The sequence below is a fragment of the Variovorax sp. MHTC-1 genome (assembly GCF_003984645.1).
Taxonomy (GTDB): Bacteria; Pseudomonadota; Gammaproteobacteria; order Burkholderiales; family Burkholderiaceae_C; genus Variovorax.
Map to the genome: position 1 here is coordinate 87660 of NZ_RWKI01000005.1, position 17861 is coordinate 105520.

At 65.2% G+C, this 17861-nt stretch carries 20 protein-coding genes; 15 read left to right on the forward strand and 5 right to left on the reverse strand.

Features of this window, described 5'->3' with window-relative positions; translation table 11 throughout:
* Window positions 1-46: 46 nt before the first annotated feature.
* Window positions 47-355: a helix-turn-helix domain-containing protein gene (locus EJI01_RS10340; RefSeq protein ID WP_126837027.1), complete on the forward strand. Its 309-nt coding sequence runs from the start codon at window positions 47-49 to the stop codon at window positions 353-355.
* 163 nt (window positions 356-518) lie between these two features.
* Here the strand turns inward: EJI01_RS10340 and EJI01_RS10345 are convergent, their stop codons facing one another.
* Complete coding sequence (locus EJI01_RS10345; protein WP_126837028.1) at window positions 519-1643, reverse strand: ABC transporter substrate-binding protein; 1125 nt, start codon at window positions 1641-1643, stop codon at window positions 519-521.
* 71 nt (window positions 1644-1714) lie between these two features.
* Between EJI01_RS10345 and EJI01_RS10350 the strand changes: the two genes are divergently transcribed.
* From EJI01_RS10350 to EJI01_RS10360, 3 genes are read left to right on the forward strand one after another with little or no spacing between them, the layout of a single operon-like run.
* Complete coding sequence (locus EJI01_RS10350) at window positions 1715-3742, forward strand: molybdopterin-dependent oxidoreductase (RefSeq protein WP_126837029.1); 2028 nt, start codon at window positions 1715-1717, stop codon at window positions 3740-3742.
* Window positions 3743-3751: 9 nt separating this feature from the next.
* The gene (locus EJI01_RS10355; protein ID WP_126837030.1) at window positions 3752-4888 is read left to right on the forward strand and encodes an aminopeptidase; all 1137 of its coding nucleotides are present in this window, start codon (window positions 3752-3754) and stop codon (window positions 4886-4888) included.
* The gene (locus tag EJI01_RS10360) at window positions 4881-5213 is read left to right on the forward strand and encodes a polyhydroxyalkanoic acid system family protein (RefSeq protein WP_126837031.1); all 333 of its coding nucleotides are present in this window, start codon (window positions 4881-4883) and stop codon (window positions 5211-5213) included. Before EJI01_RS10355 ends, EJI01_RS10360 begins: the two co-directional genes overlap by 8 nt.
* A gap of 18 nt (window positions 5214-5231) precedes the next feature.
* Here the strand turns inward: EJI01_RS10360 and EJI01_RS10365 are convergent, their stop codons facing one another.
* The 4 genes from EJI01_RS10365 to EJI01_RS10380 all read right to left on the reverse strand — a co-directional run bounded on the left by EJI01_RS10365 (window position 5232) and on the right by EJI01_RS10380 (window position 7639).
* Complete coding sequence (locus tag EJI01_RS10365; RefSeq protein WP_126837032.1) at window positions 5232-5486, reverse strand: acyl-CoA-binding protein; 255 nt, start codon at window positions 5484-5486, stop codon at window positions 5232-5234.
* 59 nt (window positions 5487-5545) lie between these two features.
* Window positions 5546-6376, reverse strand: a complete 831-nt coding sequence (locus tag EJI01_RS10370) for a hypothetical protein (RefSeq protein ID WP_185878889.1) — start codon at window positions 6374-6376, stop codon at window positions 5546-5548.
* An 18-nt stretch (window positions 6377-6394) separates the two neighbouring features.
* On the reverse strand, window positions 6395-7069 hold the full coding sequence (locus EJI01_RS10375) for a TetR/AcrR family transcriptional regulator (protein WP_126837033.1): 675 nt from the start codon (window positions 7067-7069) through the stop codon (window positions 6395-6397).
* A gap of 81 nt (window positions 7070-7150) precedes the next feature.
* The gene (locus EJI01_RS10380) at window positions 7151-7639 is read right to left on the reverse strand and encodes a phasin family protein (RefSeq protein WP_126837034.1); all 489 of its coding nucleotides are present in this window, start codon (window positions 7637-7639) and stop codon (window positions 7151-7153) included.
* 250 nt (window positions 7640-7889) lie between these two features.
* On the opposite strand from EJI01_RS10380, the gene EJI01_RS10385 reads away from it, so the two are divergent.
* From EJI01_RS10385 to EJI01_RS10435, 11 genes are all read left to right on the forward strand, one after another.
* Window positions 7890-9524, forward strand: coding sequence for a hypothetical protein (locus EJI01_RS10385; protein WP_126837035.1), 1635 nt, complete (start codon window positions 7890-7892; stop codon window positions 9522-9524).
* Window positions 9525-9596: 72 nt separating this feature from the next.
* Complete coding sequence (gene rfbB / locus EJI01_RS10390) at window positions 9597-10658, forward strand: dTDP-glucose 4,6-dehydratase (RefSeq protein ID WP_126837036.1); 1062 nt, start codon at window positions 9597-9599, stop codon at window positions 10656-10658.
* Window positions 10655-11545 carry a dTDP-4-dehydrorhamnose reductase gene (gene rfbD / locus EJI01_RS10395; RefSeq protein ID WP_126837037.1) on the forward strand — a complete coding sequence of 297 codons (891 nt, stop codon included), beginning with the start codon at window positions 10655-10657 and terminating at the stop codon, window positions 11543-11545. The genes rfbB and rfbD overlap by 4 nt, the downstream gene beginning before the upstream one ends.
* A 22-nt stretch (window positions 11546-11567) precedes the next feature.
* Window positions 11568-12455 carry a glucose-1-phosphate thymidylyltransferase RfbA gene (rfbA, locus tag EJI01_RS10400; RefSeq protein ID WP_126837038.1) on the forward strand — a complete coding sequence of 296 codons (888 nt, stop codon included), beginning with the start codon at window positions 11568-11570 and terminating at the stop codon, window positions 12453-12455.
* Window positions 12452-13000 (forward strand): dTDP-4-dehydrorhamnose 3,5-epimerase, encoded by a 549-nt coding sequence (rfbC, locus tag EJI01_RS10405; RefSeq protein ID WP_126837039.1) that lies wholly within the window; start codon window positions 12452-12454, stop codon window positions 12998-13000. Before rfbA ends, rfbC begins: the two co-directional genes overlap by 4 nt.
* Window positions 12997-14082, forward strand: a complete 1086-nt coding sequence (rfbG, locus tag EJI01_RS10410) for a CDP-glucose 4,6-dehydratase (protein ID WP_126837040.1) — start codon at window positions 12997-12999, stop codon at window positions 14080-14082. The genes rfbC and rfbG overlap by 4 nt, the downstream gene beginning before the upstream one ends.
* Window positions 14079-14909, forward strand: a complete 831-nt coding sequence (locus EJI01_RS10415) for an NAD-dependent epimerase/dehydratase family protein (protein WP_126837041.1) — start codon at window positions 14079-14081, stop codon at window positions 14907-14909. Before rfbG ends, EJI01_RS10415 begins: the two co-directional genes overlap by 4 nt.
* Window positions 14906-15889 (forward strand): glycosyltransferase family 2 protein, encoded by a 984-nt coding sequence (locus tag EJI01_RS10420; RefSeq protein WP_126837042.1) that lies wholly within the window; start codon window positions 14906-14908, stop codon window positions 15887-15889. Before EJI01_RS10415 ends, EJI01_RS10420 begins: the two co-directional genes overlap by 4 nt.
* 16 nt (window positions 15890-15905) lie before the next feature.
* Window positions 15906-16679 carry a glucose-1-phosphate cytidylyltransferase gene (gene rfbF, locus EJI01_RS10425; protein WP_126837043.1) on the forward strand — a complete coding sequence of 258 codons (774 nt, stop codon included), beginning with the start codon at window positions 15906-15908 and terminating at the stop codon, window positions 16677-16679.
* Window positions 16666-17418, forward strand: a complete 753-nt coding sequence (locus tag EJI01_RS10430) for a trans-aconitate 2-methyltransferase (protein ID WP_185878890.1) — start codon at window positions 16666-16668, stop codon at window positions 17416-17418. The genes rfbF and EJI01_RS10430 overlap by 14 nt, the downstream gene beginning before the upstream one ends.
* Window positions 17415-17807 (forward strand): GtrA family protein, encoded by a 393-nt coding sequence (locus EJI01_RS10435; protein WP_126837045.1) that lies wholly within the window; start codon window positions 17415-17417, stop codon window positions 17805-17807. The genes EJI01_RS10430 and EJI01_RS10435 overlap by 4 nt, the downstream gene beginning before the upstream one ends.
* Window positions 17808-17861 lie beyond the last annotated feature (54 nt).

The window sequence follows — 17861 nt, forward strand, 5'->3', positions numbered from 1 at the left end:
AAAGATAACGTGGTTTTTATTATTTCAAACCCTGACGCTTCTGTCCATGCAGAAGCGGACTACTCAGAGGGGGCGACCGGCTGGTGCGACCACCTTTGAAGTCGCGCCAGCTCGCGCGTTTGGCGCTGTGATTCGCGCGCTACGGCTTGAAGATGGAGTAGCGCAAGAAGCCCTGGCTCATCGAGCAGGCATCGAGCGCTCGCATATGGGGAAGATCGAGCGTGGCGAGCATATGCCGACCCTGGCGTTGATTTTGCGGCTCGCAAGGGCCCTTGGGCGAAGTGCAGGGGAGCTTCTTATGGAGACGGAAGCAAAGCTCGTTGAGAGGCCGCATGCGCCTAGAGCGGAATACTAGTCCGCTGGCCCAACCCCGCAGCAGGTCGCTGTCGTCGAGGTCGTTGCACTAGCCTAGCCAGGGCGTGATCGGCCTGTGTGAGAGGCTTCACACTAGGCGCAGCGTACAAATCAAAGGCCCGAGTGCCCTCACCCCAACCCTCTCCCAAGGGGAGCGGGAGCCATCAGGTCCGAATTCGCCCATCCCCCGTAATCATCGACAGCTCGACGAACTTCGACGCCACGTGGTTGCGCGGCGAGAAGGACACCTCGAAGCCGCCGAACTGCTGCCGGTCGATGGATTCCAGCCCCGCGATCAGGCCTTCGCGCGTGACCTTGCCCGGTGCGCGGCGCAGGCCTTCGGTCAGCACCTTGGCGGCCAGATAGCCTTCCATGCTGGAGAAGTTGGCCTTGGTGGTGCCGCCGCTCTTCTTTACCGCGTCGTTGAACTCGCGCGTGATGCCGTTCGCGGCGTAGTAGGGCGAGGGCACGACCTGGGTGACGACGACGCCGGCGCCGTCCTTGCCCAGTTCGTCGGCCAGCGCCTGCGTGCCGACGAAGGACACGTTGTAGAAGGTGCCGCCATAGCCCGCCTTGCGCGCCTCGCGGATGAAGGCGGCGCAGGACTTGTAGGCGCTGACCTGGACCACGGCGTCAGGCTTCGCGGCCACGATGGTCCTGACCGCCGCCGCGACGTCGACCGAGTTGCGCTCGACCGTCGCGAGCGCTGCCGGCTTCAGGTCCAGCTGCGACAGCGCGAGCGTCGTGCCGTCGAGACCGGCCTTGCCATAGGCGTCGTTCTGATAGAACACCGCGATCTTCTTCAGGCCCAGGTGGGTGAGCTGCTTCACGATCAGCGCGGTCTCGTCGTTGTACGAGGCGCGCAGGTGGAACACGTTTCTGTGGAAGGGCTCGCGCAGCGCCATCGCACCGGTGAAGGGCGCAATGAACGGGATCTTTGCCCCCACGGCCAGCGGCAGGGCCGCCAGGCTGGTAGGCGTGCCGATGTAGCCGAAGAGCGCGAAGGCCTCCTCGTCGATCAGCTTCCTGGTGTTGGCGGCGCAGCGGTCGGGCTCGTAGCCGTCGTCGAGGAACTTGATCTGCACGTCGCGATGGCCCGGCATCGCGTTGTACTGGTCCAGGTACAGCTTGGCGCCTTGGTAGAACTGGATGCCCAGTTGCGCCGCCGGCCCCGAGAAGGGCGCCGACTGCCCGAGCACGATCGGCGTTTCGCCCTGTGCCCGCGCGATATGAAAGCCGCCGAGCGCTGCAGCGCCCGCCGCGACCGAAAAATGCCTGCGATTGATCATCGTGAAAACCCCTCAGCGCATCCTCGGCGCACAACTTAGACTCGACCGGATACTCGTTGCCCCCGCCCACCATGACTTCTTCGATCCAGGTGCTCGGCGCCTGTCCACACGACTGCCCCGACACCTGCGCGCTCTTGACCACCGTTCAGGATGGCGTGGCCGTCAAGCTGCAAGGCAACCCCATGCATCCGCACACCGCCGGCGTGCTCTGCACCAAGGTCTCGCGCTACATCGAACGCAACGACCATGCCGAGCGTCTTGTCCAGCCCTTGAAGCGCATGGGCCCCAAGGGCAGCGGGCGCTTCGAAGCGGTGACATGGGATGCAGCCCTCGACGACATCGCCGCGCGCTTGAGCGAGTGCAAACGTAACAATCCGGAAACGATTGTGCCTTACAGCTACGCCGGAACGATGGGTTTAGTGCAGGGCGAATCGATGGACCGTCGTTTTTTTCACAAGCTCGGGGCATCGCTGCTCGACCGCACGATCTGCTCGACCGCCGGTGGTGAAGCCTTAAGTTTTACTTTGGGCGGCAAGGTCGGCATGCGGATCGAGTTTTTTGCCGAGGCGAAGCTGATCCTGATCTGGGGCAGCAACTCGATCGCGAGCAACCTGCATTTCTGGCGCCATGCGCAGGCCGCCAAGCGCGCCGGCGCGCGGCTGGTATGCATCGATCCGCGCAAGACCGAGACCGCCGACAAGTGCGACGAGCACATCGCGCTCCTGCCGGGCACCGACGCAGCGCTGGCCTTGGCGCTGATGCACGAGCTGATCGAGAACGACTGGCTGGACCACCACTACATCGCGCAGCACACGCTCGGCTGGGAGCAGCTTCGCGAGCGCGCCCTGCAATGGCCGCCGGCTCGCGCGGCCGAGGTCTGCGGCGTGCCCGAGGCGCAGATCGTGGCGCTCGCGCGCGCCTACGGAACGACGAAGCCGGCCGCGATCCGCCTCAACTACGGCATGCAGCGCGTGCGCGGCGGCGGCAATGCGGCACGCGCGATCGCCTGCCTGCCCGCGCTGGTCGGCGCCTGGCGCGACCGGGCCGGCGGCCTGCTGCTGAGCAGCTCGGGCCTGTTCCCGGTGGACCGCGCCGCGCTGCAGCGGCCCGATCTGCTGGCCGGGCGGCGCCCGCGCACCATCAACATGAGCACGATCGGCGACGCGCTGCTCGATACCGCGAATCCGATCCACGCGCTGGTGGTCTACAACAGCAACCCGGTCGCGGTCGCGCCGGAGTCGGGCAAAGTGGTGGCCGGCTTTGCGCGCGAGGACCTGTTCACCGTGGTGCTCGAGCAGTTCCAGACCGACACCGCCGACTACGCCGACTACGTGCTGCCGGCCACCACGCAGCTCGAGCACTGGGACATCCACACGAGCTACGGCCACACCGACGTGTTGCTCAACCGGCCCGCCGTGTCGCCGCGCGGTGAAGCACGCAGCAACACCTGGGTGTTTCGCGAACTCGCGCGGCGCATGGGCTTCGACGAGCCCTGCTTCTCGGACGATGACGAGACGCTGTGCCGCAGCGCCTTCAGGCCCGGCGCGATCGACTTCGAGCAGCTGCAGGCGCAGGGCTTCACCAGCCTCGCGCTGCCCGATGCGCCCTTCGCCGCGGGCGGGTTCCCCACGCCCTCGGGCCGCTGCGAGTTCTTCAGCGAAGGTCTGGCCGCAACGGGCCAGGACGGCTTGCCCGGCCATGTGCCGAACTACGAACCGGCCGGCAGCTCGAAGGCGTTTCCGCTCGCGATGATCTCGCCGCCGGCGCGCAACTTCCTCAATTCCAGCTTCGTCAACGTCAAGAGCCTGCGTGCGATCGAGGGCGAGCCGCTGCTCGAGATCCATGAAGCCGATGCGGCCGCGCGCGGCATCGTCGACGGCGCCACGGTGCGCGTGTTCAACCAGCGCGGCGAGCATCGCTGCCGCGCCGAGGTCTCGCGCCGGGCCCGGCCCGGCGTGGTGCACGGCCTCGGCATCTGGTGGCGCAAGCTCGGCCTGGACGGCACCAACGTCAACCAGCTCACGAGCCAGCGGTTGACCGACATCGGCCGCGGCCCCACCTTCTACGACTGCCTGGTCGAGGTGGCCCTCGATGCCTGAAAGGCGCGCGTGAGCAGGAGGCGCGCGGTCTTCGCGGCGGCAGCCTTGCTGTGCCTGGCCGGCTGCGCCGACCTTGGCTATTACTGGCAGTCGGCCAGCGGCCATCTGGGCCTGATGCGCGCGGCGCGGCCGGTGCCCGAATGGCTGCAGGATCCGGCCGCGTCCGAAGCGCTCAAGGCCAAGCTGGAACTCGCGCAGCGAATCCGTCGCTTCGCCTCCTCCGAACTCGGCCTGCCCGACAACCCGAGCTACAAGGCGTATTCCGATCTGCGTCGCCCGGCCGCGGTCTGGAACGTGGTGGCCGCGCCGCCGTACTCGCTCACGCTCAAGACCTGGTGCTTCCCGGTCGCGGGCTGCGTCGGCTATCGCGGCTACTACAACGACGCCGATGCCAGGGTCGAGGCGGAGGCCCAGCGCGCGCTGGGCCTGGAGGCGGCGGTTTATCCGGTGCCGGCCTATTCCACGCTCGGCTGGATGAACTGGGCCGGCGGCGACCCGCTGCTGTCCACCTTCATCGGCTACCCCGAAGGCGAGCTGGCGCGCATCGTGATCCACGAGCTGGCGCACCAGGTGCTCTATGTGCCGGACGACACCATGTTCAACGAGTCCTTCGCGACCGCGGTGGAGCGCATCGGCGGTGCGCGCTGGCTGCAGACCCAGGCCGGCGAGGCCGCGCGGCTCGAGTATGCGCAGTTCGATGGCCAGCGCCAGCAGTTCCGCGGCCTCGCGGCGCAAACGCGCCGCACGCTCGCGGGCATCTATGCCTCGAAGGAGGCGCAGGCCGGAGATTGGGCGGCGGTCGATGCGATGAAGCAGGCGGCCATGGACGACTTCCGCCAGCGCTACGCCGTGCTGCGTGCAGGCTGGACCGGCCCGCGCCAGGGCGCCTACGACGCCTGGGTGGCGCGCGCCAACAACGCGATGTTCGGTGCGCAGGCCGCCTACGACGAACTGGTGCCGGCCTTCGAAGCGCTGTTCGAGCACGAAGGCCGCGACTGGCCGCGCTTCTACGCCGCGGTCAAGCGCTTCGCCGCGCTGCCCAAGGCCGGGCGCGCGCAGGCGCTGAAATCCGCTGCCGTCCCCGCCACGGCGGATACGCATACCCCACAACCCCGCAACCACGACAAGGGAGGCCGCGGTGCCTGATATCCACATCGAACGCAGCCACACGCTGGGCATCGAGGCCGCACGCGCGGTGGCGCGCCAGTGGATGAAGAAGGTCGAGCGGGACTACGGCCTCGCCTGCAGCTACGAGGAAGGCGCGCGCCGCGACGTCGCCCAGTTCACGCGGCCCGGCATCGACGGCAGCGTCGAAGTCACCGCCGACAGCTTCAGGCTGCGTGCGACGCTAGGCCTTCTGTACGCCAGCTTCAGCGATCAGATCGAGCAGCGGCTGCAGCGCAACCTCGACGAGCTGCTGGGCGCGAGCGAGGCGGACGACGACGCCTACAACGACAAGGATTGGCTGTAGGCGCGGGCGCGTTTTTTTTCAGCGCAGCGACTCGATCAGGACGATGTATTTCTGCTTGGCCTCGTCGGCGCCCAGGCCCTTCTGGGCCGTCCAGGCATCCCACTTGGCGCGCGCGACGATGTCGCTGAAGCTGGGTTTCTTCTCGGTGTTGTCGCCCTGGGTCGCCTGCTTGAAGAGGCCGTAGATCTTGAGCAGCGTCGGGTTGTCCGGACGCTCGGCGAGCAGTTTGGAATTGGCTTGGGCAGCTTCGAACAGGGCGTTCAGATCGGACATGGCGGCGGGCAGGTTGCAACAAAGACGCGCATCTTAAGTGACGCTGTCGTTGATAAAGATCAGTCGGAGAGCCCCGCGCGCGCCAGTTCCACGTCGAGCCGTTCGCGCGCATCGGCCGGCTCCAGGGCGGCCGCTTTCTCGTAGAGCCGCGTGGCTTCGGCCATGCGCGCATCGCCCTCCAGCATCAGAAGACCGCGGGCGTATTCCATCAGCGCGCTGGCCGAGTGGGGGTTGAGCCGCAGGCCGCGCTCGAACAGCTCGATCGCGGTTTCGGCGCGCACCCCGTAGGTCATGCGTCCCACCAGCATCCCGACCTTGTCGATGACTTCGGAATGGAAAGCGGCGAGCGCGATATGCGCATCGGCATGGTGCGGCTGCAGCTCGATCACGCGCTCGAGCGCGCCCTTGACCTTGCTGCCCAGCCCCTGCGCCAGCGCACGTGCCACGCTGATGCCCTGGCTATAGCGCCCCAGCGCATAGGCTTGCCAGTACAGCGCCTGGCAGTTGTCGGGCTCGATCGCGACCTGAGCGGTGGCGCGCTCGACCACCTGCCTGAACAGGGCTTGCCGCACGGCTTCGCGCGGTTCCAGGTAGTTGGCATAGATGGCGGTGGCCTGGTTGGCGAGCGCCAGGCCCTCGCGGCCGTGCCGCAGGCCCACGGCGGCGGCTCGCTCGAACGCGCCGCTGTGGTACAGCGCCCAGCCCTCGGCCAGCGGTCCGGGCACCGGCGGCTGCAGGCCCTGGCCGGCATGCAGCCGCGGCCAGCGGCTGAGCAGGTTGGCCGTGTCGAAGGAGGGCGCGTCGCTGTAGGGCAAAAGTATCCATGGCTCCGTCGCAGGCACCGCGCCGGTCGACAACAGCGAAAGGGGTTGGATGTCGTGGTGGGGCATGCGATGGAAGGATGGAATTCAGACCGTTGCCGTTTGATCTTCGCCCGTGTAGGCGCTGCTCAGTGTCAGCAAATGCCGCCGTTGTTCCGTCGCCAGGTAGGGTGCCAGCAGATGCAGCGTGTGGTGGGCGCCGCGCAGCAGAGCGCCCTGGGCGTGCGCCGGCTCCAGCGCTTCGCGCGGATTGCGCACGTACTCGTAGCTGAGCCAGTAGGTCAGCACCACCACCATGCTCTGCGCCAGCGGGTCGACCTCGCGCATGTCGATGTCGAGGTGGCCGGCGCGGCTCATGCCGGCGAGCAGGGTGCGGATGGCGCGCGCCTTGTTCTTCAGGACCAGTTGGAACTGCGTTTCCAGGTGCCGGTTCTTGCTCAGCAGATCGTTGAGGTCGCGGTAGAGAAAGCGGTAGCGCCAGATCAGCTCGAACAGGCTGTGCATGAAGAACCAGGCGTCCTCGACGTCGTGCACGCCCTCGCTGGCGTGCAGCAGCTCGTTGAGCTCGGTCTCGTAGCCCTCGTAGAGCCGGTTGATCAGCTCGTCCTTGGCGGGGTAGTGGTAGTAGAGATTGCCGGGGCTGATGTTGAGCTCGCCAGCCACCAGCGTGGTCGAGACGTTCGGCTCCCCGAAGCGGTTGAACAGGTCAAGCGCGGCTTCGAGGATGCGTTGTGCAGTGCGGCGTGGCGCCTTCTTGGCCATGTCGTAGCCCCGGTTTTTTTGTCTCCCGGGACCACTCTAGCGCAAGTCCGTGCCGGCCGGGGTGGGTGTTCTTCCTGTCTCTTAGGCCCCGCTGCCGGGCTTATGCCGCCGTGACGGCTTCGCGGCCTCAGGCGGCGTGCGCGCGGCGGTCTTGCGCGCCGCGCGCGGCGCGTTCTTGCGTTTCAACTCAGCCTCGAGCGCCTCGATCCGCGCCTGCAGCGCGGCCACTTCCTGGGCCGACGGCATGCCGAGCTTTTCGAGGGCGCGCGCCACTCGGTCCTCGAAGATGTTCTCCAGCTTGCCCCAGCCGCCCGCGGCCTTGGTGCCGAACTCGCTCGCGAAGCCCGTCATCCGGGCCTGCGCCTGCGCCAGCGTCTCCTCGGCGGCTTGCTGCGTCTTCTTCTGCACGCCCACGCCGTCCTTGACCAGCGCTTCGAAGGCCTTGCTGCCTTCCTGCTGCATCTTGGCGAAGGCGCCCAGGCCGGCTAGCCAGATTTGCTGGGCGGAGTCTTTGATGCGGTCGGACTTATCTGCTGCGGCCTCGTCGGTTTTGTGTGTGGGCTTTTCCATGGATGGACCTCCTTATGGTCGGTTCGACTGTAGGACACAGGTCTTGCGGTTTTTAGAGCCCAGCGCCAATCGGCGCTTCGAGGGATTCAAGGCCTTACCAGGACTTAACCGTCTGGTGCGCGACGGTCGTAACATCTAGTAAGGCCGCCTTGGCTAAAGGGTTGAAACCATAGCTCAAAAGTCCTGCCAGAGGATGTTTGCTATTCACAGATGTTTTCAGATGAGGTCTCGCTTTCATCAAGTCGTCTTCATGGACGACTTTTTTCGTTCGTCCGACAACGGGCTGCTTTCTCACCCATCGAATCGCCAGTTTCTGCGCAAGCTGTTCGAGTCTGCAGCGATGCGGCTCGGCTTGCAGTGCCGCGAGGAGTTCGCCCACTCAGATGGAGGCACTGTCGATGTGGCTGCCGTCATGGATGCGCTGTCGCTGCCTCGTTCGGCAGAAGGCTGGGCTCAGGCCATGATTGCCGATATTTCCGTCGCCAGGGAAGCCGGCCGGCTCCCCGTCCTGAACAACGGTAGCCTGGTGATCGGATGGGGAATGCCACCTTCCTTGATGAACTACATCGACAGCAGTGGCGCTGCGTTCATCGATCTCGAAATCGATCCGATCCGCTTCACGAAGCATCTCAGATTCTGCGCACGGACCAATGACCGGGCAACGGCAGGCGTGCTTGCAAGACTTCGCGGCAACGACGAACACTGCTGGAATGACGCCGCCGCTCTCAAAGGGTATTTCGCCCGTCGCGGCGCCCAATCCCTGTTTGATCCTCGCACAAGCGTCGGACTTTTCATCGGTCAGACCTCGTTGGATTTGGCTCTCGTCACGCATGGCAGGCTGGCTCGCCCAGCCGATGCGAGCGACCGCGTGCGAAAGCTCGCACAAAGCGTCGATCTGCTCGTGATCAAGCCGCATCCCTATGAGACATCCACGTCGCATCTGTCCGAGCTTGCCTCTGATATCACGAACGTGGCATGGACGAGCCATAACGTCTACGCATTGCTGTGTGCGGAAAACCTTAGCTTCGTCTGCGGTTTGTCGTCGGGCACGCTGCAAGAGGCGAAGTACTTTCTGAAATCGTCAGAACGCTTGATCGAGCCAGACCGGAATGATCGGCAGGCCTTGCCGAAGGCCTGTTCTGATTGGATTCCAGTGCCGGCTGCGGTCGCGTCAATCGAGGCGATGACCGAAATCTGCAGGCCTTTCGCGAACCTGAAGCAGGCGTTTCGCTCCCTGTCCCCGAAACGGACGAAGCTGCCTCTATCGGTTGGCCGCTTTAGAGACGACGCGCTGGACCATGCATTCGGAATGCGTTGGGGATTGGACGCGACACAGGCTGGCTTGCCGGCATCGCCCCGGCTACAGCCCGACCACATCTATCGGTTCTCTGACAGGAGCCCCGCCAGGGCTTGGCTTGGCATCGGCTGGTCGACTCCGGAGCCGTGGGGCGTTTGGAGCGACGGAGCGCGCGCCTGTGTCGTGATTCCGCTGGACGAAGAACTGCTGAAGGATTCGGACAGCGTGGAGGTCCAGTTCGAAGGACAGGTGTTCAGCCCCGCGAACGCGACCCCCTCGGACGTTCTGGCATGCATCAACGGCAATAGGGGGGACGCGGTCGTTTTCGGAGGAGAGGGGTCGGAGACGCCCGTTCGCATTTCCCTGCGGGTGGCCTTGGACAGTCCACGCACCAAGCGCGTGCTGCTCATCGAGTTTGCTATTCGCACGCCCATGAAACCCACCGACTTGGGCATGAGTCCGGATGCGCGGAGCCTGGGCTTCGGGTTGCAACGGCTTTGCATTTCAACGCAATTCGCTGTTCCGACAAGGGCGCAGGATGTGGCGGGCGGCGGAGCCGAGAGAGAAGCCGAACTCCAAGAAACATAGGCCAGTTGGCAAGGCGAGATAATCCTGCCTTGCCCTCCGCCGCGAGGGCGCAATCCCTCGGCAAGGAGACCTATGGTTTTGGTTACCGGCGGCGCCGGCTTCATCGGCGCCAATTTCGTTCTCGACTGGGTTGCGCAAGCCGACGAAGCGATCGTCAATCTAGACAAGCTCACTTACGCGGGCAACCTCGAGACGCTGGCCTCGCTCAAGAACAATCCGAAGCACGTGTTCGTGCAGGGCGATATCGGCGACAGCGCCTTGGTTGACCGGCTGCTGGCCGAGCACAAGCCGCGCGCCGTGCTCAACTTCGCAGCCGAATCGCATGTGGACCGCTCGATCCACGGTCCCGAAGACTTCGTGCAGACCAATGTGCTTGGCACCTTCCGCCTGCTCGAATCCGTGCGCGGCTACTGGAGCGCGCTGCCGGCGGACCAGAAAGCGGCATTCCGCTTCCTGCACGTCTCGACCGACGAGGTCTACGGCTCGCTGTCGGCTACCGATCCGGCCTTCACCGAAGAGAACAAGTACGAGCCCAACAGCCCCTATTCGGCCAGCAAGGCCGCCAGCGACCACCTGGTGCGCGCATGGCATCACACCTACGGGTTGCCGGTGCTCACCACCAATTGCTCGAACAACTACGGCCCCTACCATTTTCCCGAGAAGCTGATCCCCCTGATGATCGTCAACGCCCTCGCCGGCAAGCCTCTGCCGGTGTACGGCGACGGCATGCAGGTGCGCGACTGGCTCTACGTCAAGGACCACTGCAGCGCGATCCGCCGCGTGCTCGAGGCCGGTAGGCTCGGCGAAACCTACAACGTCGGCGGCTGGAACGAGAAACCCAACATCGAGATCGTCAACACCGTCTGCGCGCTGCTCGACGAACTGCGTCCGCGCGCCGACGGCAGGAGCTACCGCGAGCAGATCACTTATGTGACGGACCGCCCCGGCCACGACCGGCGTTACGCCATCGACGCGCGCAAGCTGGAACGCGAGCTGGGCTGGAAACCGGCCGAGACCTTCGATACCGGCATCCGCAAGACCGTCGAGTGGTACCTGGACCACGCCGAATGGGTGCGCAACGTGCAAAGCGGCGCGTACCGCGAATGGGTGCAGAAGCAGTACGAGGCGACATGAAGTTATTGCTGCTCGGCAAGATGGGACAGGTGGGCTGGGAATTGCAGCGCAGCCTGGCGCCGCTCGGCGAGCTGGTCGCGCTGGATTCCGCGAGCAGCGAGTTCCACGCCGACTTCCGGCACCCCGAGCAGGTGGCGCAGACGGTGCTGAAGCTGCGGCCCGATGTGATCGTCAATGCCGCGGCGCACACGGCGGTCGACAAGGCCGAGAGCGAACCCGAACTCGCGCGCACGTTGAACGCCACTGCCCCCGGCGCGATCGCCCAGGCCGCGCAGCAGGTCGGCGCGCTGATGGTTCATTACTCGACCGACTACGTGTTCGACGGCAGCGGCAGCAAGCCGTGGCAAGAAGACGATGCCACCAGCCCGCTCAGCGTGTACGGCCGCACCAAGCTCGAGGGCGAGCAACTGATCGCCGAGCATTGCCAGCGCCACCTGATCTTTCGCACAAGCTGGGTCTACGCCGCGCGCGGCGGCAACTTCGCGAAGACCATGCTTCGGCTGGCCAAGGAACGCGAGCGGCTCACCGTCATCGACGACCAGTTCGGCGCGCCGACCGGTGCGGAGCTGCTCGCGGACGTGAGCGCGCACGCGATCCGCGAGACATTGCGCGATCCGGCCAAGGCAGGGCTCTATCACCTGGCGGCGGGCGGCGTAACCAGCTGGCATGGCTATGCCCGCTTCGTGCTTCAACAGGCACTGGACGCGGGTGCCGAGTTGAAGGCAAAGCCTTCCACCGTCGATCCGGTCCCGACCAGCGCCTTCCCTACGCCCGCCAAGCGGCCGCACAATTCGCGCCTGAGTACCATCAAGCTCCAGTCGAGCTTCGGCTTGAAGCTGCCGCCCTGGCAGGCCGGCGTCGCGCGCATGCTGCACGAGACGCTCTGACTACGACCCGAAAAAGAAACCCATGACGCAACGCAAAGGCATCATCCTCGCCGGCGGCTCCGGCACACGCTTGCATCCGGCAACGCTCGCTCTGAGCAAGCAACTGCTGCCGGTGTACGACAAGCCCATGATTTACTACCCGCTCAGCACGCTGATGCTCGGCGGCATGCGCGACATTCTGATCATCAGCACCCCGCAGGACACGCCGCGCTTCCAGCAGTTGCTGGGCGACGGCAGCCAGTGGGGCATCAACCTGCAGTACGCAGTGCAGCCGAGCCCCGACGGGCTGGCGCAGGCCTTCATCATCGGCGACAAGTTCGTGGGCAATGCGCCGAGCGCGCTGGTGCTGGGCGACAACATCTTCTACGGCCACGACTTCGTGCATCTTCTTTCCGATGCGGATGCCAAGGAAGCCGGCGCGACGGTGTTCGCATATCACGTGCATGATCCGGAACGCTACGGTGTGGTGGCTTTCGATGCCCAAGGCAAGGCCAGCAGCATCGAAGAAAAGCCCCTCGAACCCAAGAGCAGCTATGCCGTGACGGGGCTGTACTTCTACGACAACCAGGTCGTCGACATCGCCAAGGCCGTGAAGCCGAGCGCCCGCGGCGAGCTGGAGATCACCGCCGTCAACCAAGCCTACCTGGACCTCGGCAAGCTCAACGTGCAGATCATGCAGCGCGGCTACGCATGGCTCGATACCGGCACGCACGACAGCCTGCTGGAAGCCGGCCAGTTCATCGCCACCCTCGAGCATCGGCAGGGGCTCAAGATCGCCTGCCCCGAAGAAGTGGCATGGCGCAACGGGTACATCAGCACCGAGCAGCTTGCAGCGCTCGCGAAGCCGCTGGAGAAGAGCGGGTACGGCAAGTATCTGAACCACCTGCTGACGGACGAGGTGCGCTCGTGACGGTCACGCCGACTGCGATTCCCGATGTGCTCGTCATCGAACCCAAGGTGTTCGGCGACGCGCGGGGGTTTTTCTTCGAGAGCTTCAACGCCAAGGCCTTCGATGAAGCCGTCGGGCGCCATGTGGAGTTCGTCCAGGACAACCATTCGCGTTCGGTGAAAGGCGTTCTGCGCGGGCTGCATTACCAGATCCAGCAACCGCAGGGGAAGCTGGTGCGCGTGGTGCGCGGCGCGGTGTTCGACGTGGCGGTGGACATCCGCAAGTCGTCGCCGACTTTCGGACACTGGGTCGGCGAGGAACTCACTGAAGAGAACCACAAGCAGTTGTGGGTGCCCGAAGGCTTTGCGCACGGGTTTCTGGTGGTGAGCGAATCGGCGGACTTTCTGTACAAGACGACGGACTACTACGCCCCAGCGCATGAGCGGGCGATCCGATGGGACGATGCGCGCCTTGGCATCCAGTGGCCGGATACCGGCGTTGCGCCCCGGCTGTCGGCGAAGGACCAGCAGGCTTCGATACTGGACGACGCGGAGTTGTTCACATGAAGGTGGTGACGGACCTCGAAGCGGCTCTTAAGGGCCGCAAGGTGTTCGTCACCGGCCACACTGGCTTCACGGGCGGATGGGCGTGTCTCTGGCTGCGATCGCTCGGCGCCACCGTCGCGGGCTATTCGCTGCCGGCCGACACTGCCCCATCGCTCTTCGCCGTGGCGGGCGTCGAGGCCGAGATGCATTCGAGCACGCTCGGCGACATCTGCGAGTACGCGCCTCTGCTCGATGCGATGCGCAAGTTCGAGCCGGAGCTCGTGCTGCACCTGGCCGCACAGCCGCTCGTGCGCCGCTCGTACCGCGAGCCGCTGCTGACCTTCCAGGTCAACGCCCAGGGTACAGCCCATGTGCTCGAAGCGGCGCGCAGCACCGGCAGTGTGCGCGGCGTGGTCTGTGTGACCACCGACAAGGTCTACCGGAACAACGAATGGCCGTGGCCCTACCGCGAGAACGATCCGCTGGGCGGCAAGGACCCCTACAGCGCCTCGAAGGCGGCGGCCGAGATGGTGATCCAGAGCTATGCGGCTTCCTACCCCTTCGCCGAAGGCAAGGGGCCGGCCATCGCGACCGCGCGCGGCGGCAACATTGTCGGCGGCGGGGACTGGTCGGAAGACCGGCTCGTTCCCGACTTCGTGCGCAGCGTGGTCGACCGCACGAAGCTCACGCTGCGCTATCCAGAAGCCACGCGGCCCTGGCAGCACGTTCTGGCACTCGTGCATGGCTACTTGCTGCTGATGGCGAAGCTGCTGGGCCCGCGGCCACAGGACTACGCGCGCGCATGGAACCTCGGGCCGCAGGAGCTCAAGCACTACCCGGTTCGCGAGGTGCTCGAGCTCATGAGCAGCGAGTGGCAGCGTCCGGAACTCGAATTCATGAACAACCCGCTGCCGGAAGCCGGCGCGCTCGCGCTCGACAGTTCGCTCGCACGCAACCTGCTGGCCTGGCAGCCCGCTTGGGACACTCCACGCGTGATCCGCGAGACGGCAGCCTGGTATCGCAACTACTACGCGGCGCCAGACACCGCGAAGGCGTTCACGCTCGGACAGATCGACGCCTGGCGCAAGGACATCGCCGCATGATCTACGTGATTGGTGGACGTGGCCGGCTTGGGCGTGCAATCTGCGCCTCGCGACTCGCAGGGGAGGTCCTTGCCCTGGATCGCGAGATGTATCAGAACTGGTGGCAGAGGGACTCGGTTCTGTCGATCGCCCGCTTCTTCGAGGTTTCGCCCCCCGGCTCGGTGGTTCTGGTCGCGGCGGGCCTGCTCGACCCGGCGCTGCCGCGCGCCGAGCACCGGCGTGTCAACGTCGAGCTGCCCGCTCGCGTCATCGAAGGCGCCTGCGCAGCCGGCCTGCGCGTGGTCACCTTCGGCACGGTGATGGAGCGGCTGCTCGAGCATCCTAATGCCTACATCGCCACCAAAGCCGAACTGGGTGACCTTGCAGCGGAGCGCGCCGCTGCGGGCGATGCGGTCATCCACCTGCAGCTGCATACGCTGTACGGAGGCGGCGAACCCCCGCCTTTCATGTTCCTCGGCCAGCTCTGCAGCGCGCTGCGCGAAGGGCGCCCGTTCGAGATGTCTCCGGGCCGCCAGTTGCGCGAGTACCACCATGTGAGCGACGACGTGGCCGCGATGCATGCAGTGCTCGAGGCAGGCTCCAGCGGGATCACGGCGTTGAGCCACGGCACACCCTGCACGCTGCGCGAGTTGGCAAGCTATGTCTTCACTTCGCTGGAGCGGGCCGATCTGCTGCGCATCGGTGCTCGCCCCGAACCGCCCGACGACAACTACGCGACCGTGCTGCAGCGGCCGTGCATGCTCGAACACATCCACTTCCGTCCGGCACTGCACGGCGTGACGGCCTACGTGAAGGCCGTGCTGGCCGGCGCACCGAAGCAAGCATGAACGACGAAGCCACGCTTGCGACCGCGCGCCGACCGCTGATCTCGATCGCCATCCCCGTGCTCAACGAGGCCGGCAACCTCGACGCGCTTTACGCACGGCTCGTTGCCCTGGCCGATCGCATGGTCGACCGCTGCGACCTGGAATTCGTCTTCACCGACAACCATTCGGACGACGAGACCTGGCCAATGCTGGCCCGGTTCGCCGCCGCCGACCTGCGCGTGCGCGCGATGCGCTTCTCGCGCAACTTCGGCTTCCAGAACTCCATCCTGGCCAACTATCTGCATGCGCGAGGCGATGCAGTCATGCAGATTGACGCCGATCTGCAGGATCCGCCGGAAATGCTGGAGCAGTTCTTCGCGCTGTGGCAGCAAGGCTTCCACGTGGTCTATGGCATCCGGCGAAAGCGGCCGGAAGGCCGGCTCCTGAACTTGGTCCGCAAGTGCGGCTACTGGGTGATCGACAAGGTCGGCGAGCATCCGATCCCGCGCGACGTCGGCGACTTCCGGCTCGTCGATCGCGCGGTGATCGAAGCCGTAGCCAGATTCCGCACGGCCAGCCCCTACCTGCGCGGCATGATCGCCGGTCTCGGTTTCAACCAGACTGGCATTCCCTACGATCGCGATGCGCGGACCGTGGGCGAGAGCAAGTTCAACGTCATGCGGCTGACGCGGCTCGGGCTGACCGCCGTGTTCAACCACTCGACGGTGCCTCTGAGAATGGCGTCCTTCCTCGGCATAGTGATCCTGCTGGGAAGCCTGGTCGGCTCCGTGTACTACGTCATCCTGCACTTGCTGCAGCCCGATCTCCCGCGCGGTTTCGTGAGCATCCAATTGATGGTCCTTTTCGGCATCGGCCTCAACGCCTTCCTGCTGGGGATCCTCGGCGAGTACATCCTCCGGATCTATCGTGTCCTGCGATCGGACCCGATCGCCATCGTCGAGCGCAGCCTCAACATGCAGCCAGACGAGCTCAGGCTCTAGACAACGAAGAGAACATATGAAGGCAGTCATTCTCGCCGGCGGCCTCGGTACCCGCATCGCCGAGGAGTCCGATACCAAGCCCAAGCCCATGGTCGAGATCGGCGGCCGGCCCCTTTTGTGGCACATCATGAAGATCTACGCTCATCACGGGGTCAACGACTTCGTGATCTGTCTTGGCTACAAGGGCTACGTGATCAAGGAGTTCTTCTTCAACTACTACCGGCACATGTCGGACATGCACATCGACCTCAGCACGGGCGATCACCAGATCCTCAACAGCCACGCCGAGGATTGGCGCATCACGCTGGTTGACACCGGCGCCGACACCATGACCGGCGGGCGCCTCAAGCGCGCCGCGAAGTACCTGGACGACGAAACCTTCTGCCTGACCTACGGCGACGGCATCTCCGACGTTGACGTTGGCGCGGAGCTGGCCTTCCACCGCCGCCACGGCAAACTGGCCACAGTGCTCGCGGTGCAGCCACCCGGACGATTCGGCGTGCTGAACGTCGACGCGCAGCAGCACGTCACCAGCTTTGAGGAGAAGCCGAGCGACGAGATCGGCTGGATCAATGGAGGCTTCTTTGTCCTCGAGCCTAAGGCGATCGACTATATCGCCGACGACTCGACATCATGGGAGCGTGCGCCGCTCATGAACATCGCCCGAGATGGCCAACTTGCCGCTCATCAGCACACAGGCTTCTGGCAGCCCTGCGACACGCTGCGCGACAAGCGCGAACTCGAAGATCTCTGGAGCAGCGGAAAGGCGCCCTGGCGTGTCTGGGACTGATCGCGGCGCGAAGGCGCTCCCTCCAACCGCGGCCACTTCGAGCGAGGCCAAGGGCGCTGCGCCCGGCAAGATCGATTTCGACGACTATTCGGCCGACTACGACGAGCTGTTGCGCGAAAGCACAAAGCTCTACGCGGAAGACTCCGAGTATTTCGCGCGCTACAAGGTCGACCTGATCCGGGACGCAGCGCGCGGTCCGATCAGACGCGTGCTCGAGTACGGCTGCGGAACCGGCCGCAACATCGGCTACCTCCAGGCCGCGTTCCCCGATGCCAGGATCGTCGGCACTGACGTCTCCGCTGCGAGCTTGCAGGTTGCGGCTGCTAACAATCCCAAGGCGGAGTTCGAGGTCGAAGGCGAAGGCCTGGAGCTCGGTGCCTTCGACCTGATCTTCGTGGCGAGCGTGTTCCACCACATTCTGCCGGCCGAGCGAGCCGCCGTGATGGCGACGCTCGCGCGACGGCTTGCGCAGGGCGGTTCGATCAACGTCTTCGAGCACAACCCCTTCAACCCCGTGACGCGGCGCATCGTGAGCACCTGTCCCTTCGACGCTGACGCGATCCTGCTCAAGCCGGCCGAACTGCGCTCGCTGTTGCGCCACGCCGGCCTTCACCTGCAGCGCCAGACCTACTGCCTGTTCGTGCCGCCGCGGCTTTCGTGGTTTCTGCCGGTCGAGAAGTTCCTTGGCTGGCTTCCGCTCGGCGGGCAGTACTGGGTCAGCGCGGGCCACGCCGGATGAAACAACTGCTCAGGTTCGCCGCGGTCGGCGTCGTGAACACCGGCCTCGGCTATGCGGTGATCTTCGCGTGCATGTACCTCGTCGGTCTGGGCGCGGTGACGAGCAATGTTCTCGGCTACGCCGTCGGGTTGGTCGTTTCGTACCTGCTGAACCGCAGCTTCACTTTTCGCAGCGTGGAGGCGCCACGGCGGGAGATCATCCGCTTCGTGGCCATCTTCCTGTTGGCGTACCTCGCCAATCTTGCGGTGCTCATCCTGTTGGTCCACTATGCCGGCGTGCACGAGGGCGTGGCGCAGGTGCTGGCAGGCATCGTATATTTCGGCCTGTCCTTCGTGTTGAACAAGTACTACGTTTTTGCAGCGCCGCTGGCGAGCGTGGCCGATCGTTGATGTAGGGCGGCTGGATCGCGGTTCTCAACCGCGCATACGGTGCATGAGACAATT

Bases quoted from the DNA above. Each gene is read 5' to 3' on its own strand.
- EJI01_RS10340 (WP_126837027.1), top strand. From the start codon at position 47: ATGCAGAAGCGGACTACTCAGAGGGGGCGACCGGCTGGTGCGACCACC.
- EJI01_RS10345 (WP_126837028.1), bottom strand. From the start codon at position 1,643: ATGATCAATCGCAGGCATTTTTCGGTCGCGGCGGGCGCTGCAGCGCTC.
- EJI01_RS10350 (WP_126837029.1), top strand. From the start codon at position 1,715: ATGACTTCTTCGATCCAGGTGCTCGGCGCCTGTCCACACGACTGCCCC.
- EJI01_RS10365 (WP_126837032.1), bottom strand. From the start codon at position 5,486: ATGTCCGATCTGAACGCCCTGTTCGAAGCTGCCCAAGCCAATTCCAAA.
- EJI01_RS10370 (WP_185878889.1), bottom strand. From the start codon at position 6,376: ATGCCCCACCACGACATCCAACCCCTTTCGCTGTTGTCGACCGGCGCG.
- EJI01_RS10375 (WP_126837033.1), bottom strand. From the start codon at position 7,069: ATGGCCAAGAAGGCGCCACGCCGCACTGCACAACGCATCCTCGAAGCC.
- EJI01_RS10380 (WP_126837034.1), bottom strand. From the start codon at position 7,639: ATGGAAAAGCCCACACACAAAACCGACGAGGCCGCAGCAGATAAGTCC.
- EJI01_RS10385 (WP_126837035.1), top strand. From the start codon at position 7,890: ATGGACGACTTTTTTCGTTCGTCCGACAACGGGCTGCTTTCTCACCCA.
- rfbB (WP_126837036.1), top strand. From the start codon at position 9,597: ATGGTTTTGGTTACCGGCGGCGCCGGCTTCATCGGCGCCAATTTCGTT.
- rfbD (WP_126837037.1), top strand. From the start codon at position 10,655: ATGAAGTTATTGCTGCTCGGCAAGATGGGACAGGTGGGCTGGGAATTG.
- rfbA (WP_126837038.1), top strand. From the start codon at position 11,568: ATGACGCAACGCAAAGGCATCATCCTCGCCGGCGGCTCCGGCACACGC.
- rfbG (WP_126837040.1), top strand. From the start codon at position 12,997: ATGAAGGTGGTGACGGACCTCGAAGCGGCTCTTAAGGGCCGCAAGGTG.
- EJI01_RS10415 (WP_126837041.1), top strand. From the start codon at position 14,079: ATGATCTACGTGATTGGTGGACGTGGCCGGCTTGGGCGTGCAATCTGC.
- EJI01_RS10420 (WP_126837042.1), top strand. From the start codon at position 14,906: ATGAACGACGAAGCCACGCTTGCGACCGCGCGCCGACCGCTGATCTCG.
- rfbF (WP_126837043.1), top strand. From the start codon at position 15,906: ATGAAGGCAGTCATTCTCGCCGGCGGCCTCGGTACCCGCATCGCCGAG.
- EJI01_RS10435 (WP_126837045.1), top strand. From the start codon at position 17,415: ATGAAACAACTGCTCAGGTTCGCCGCGGTCGGCGTCGTGAACACCGGC.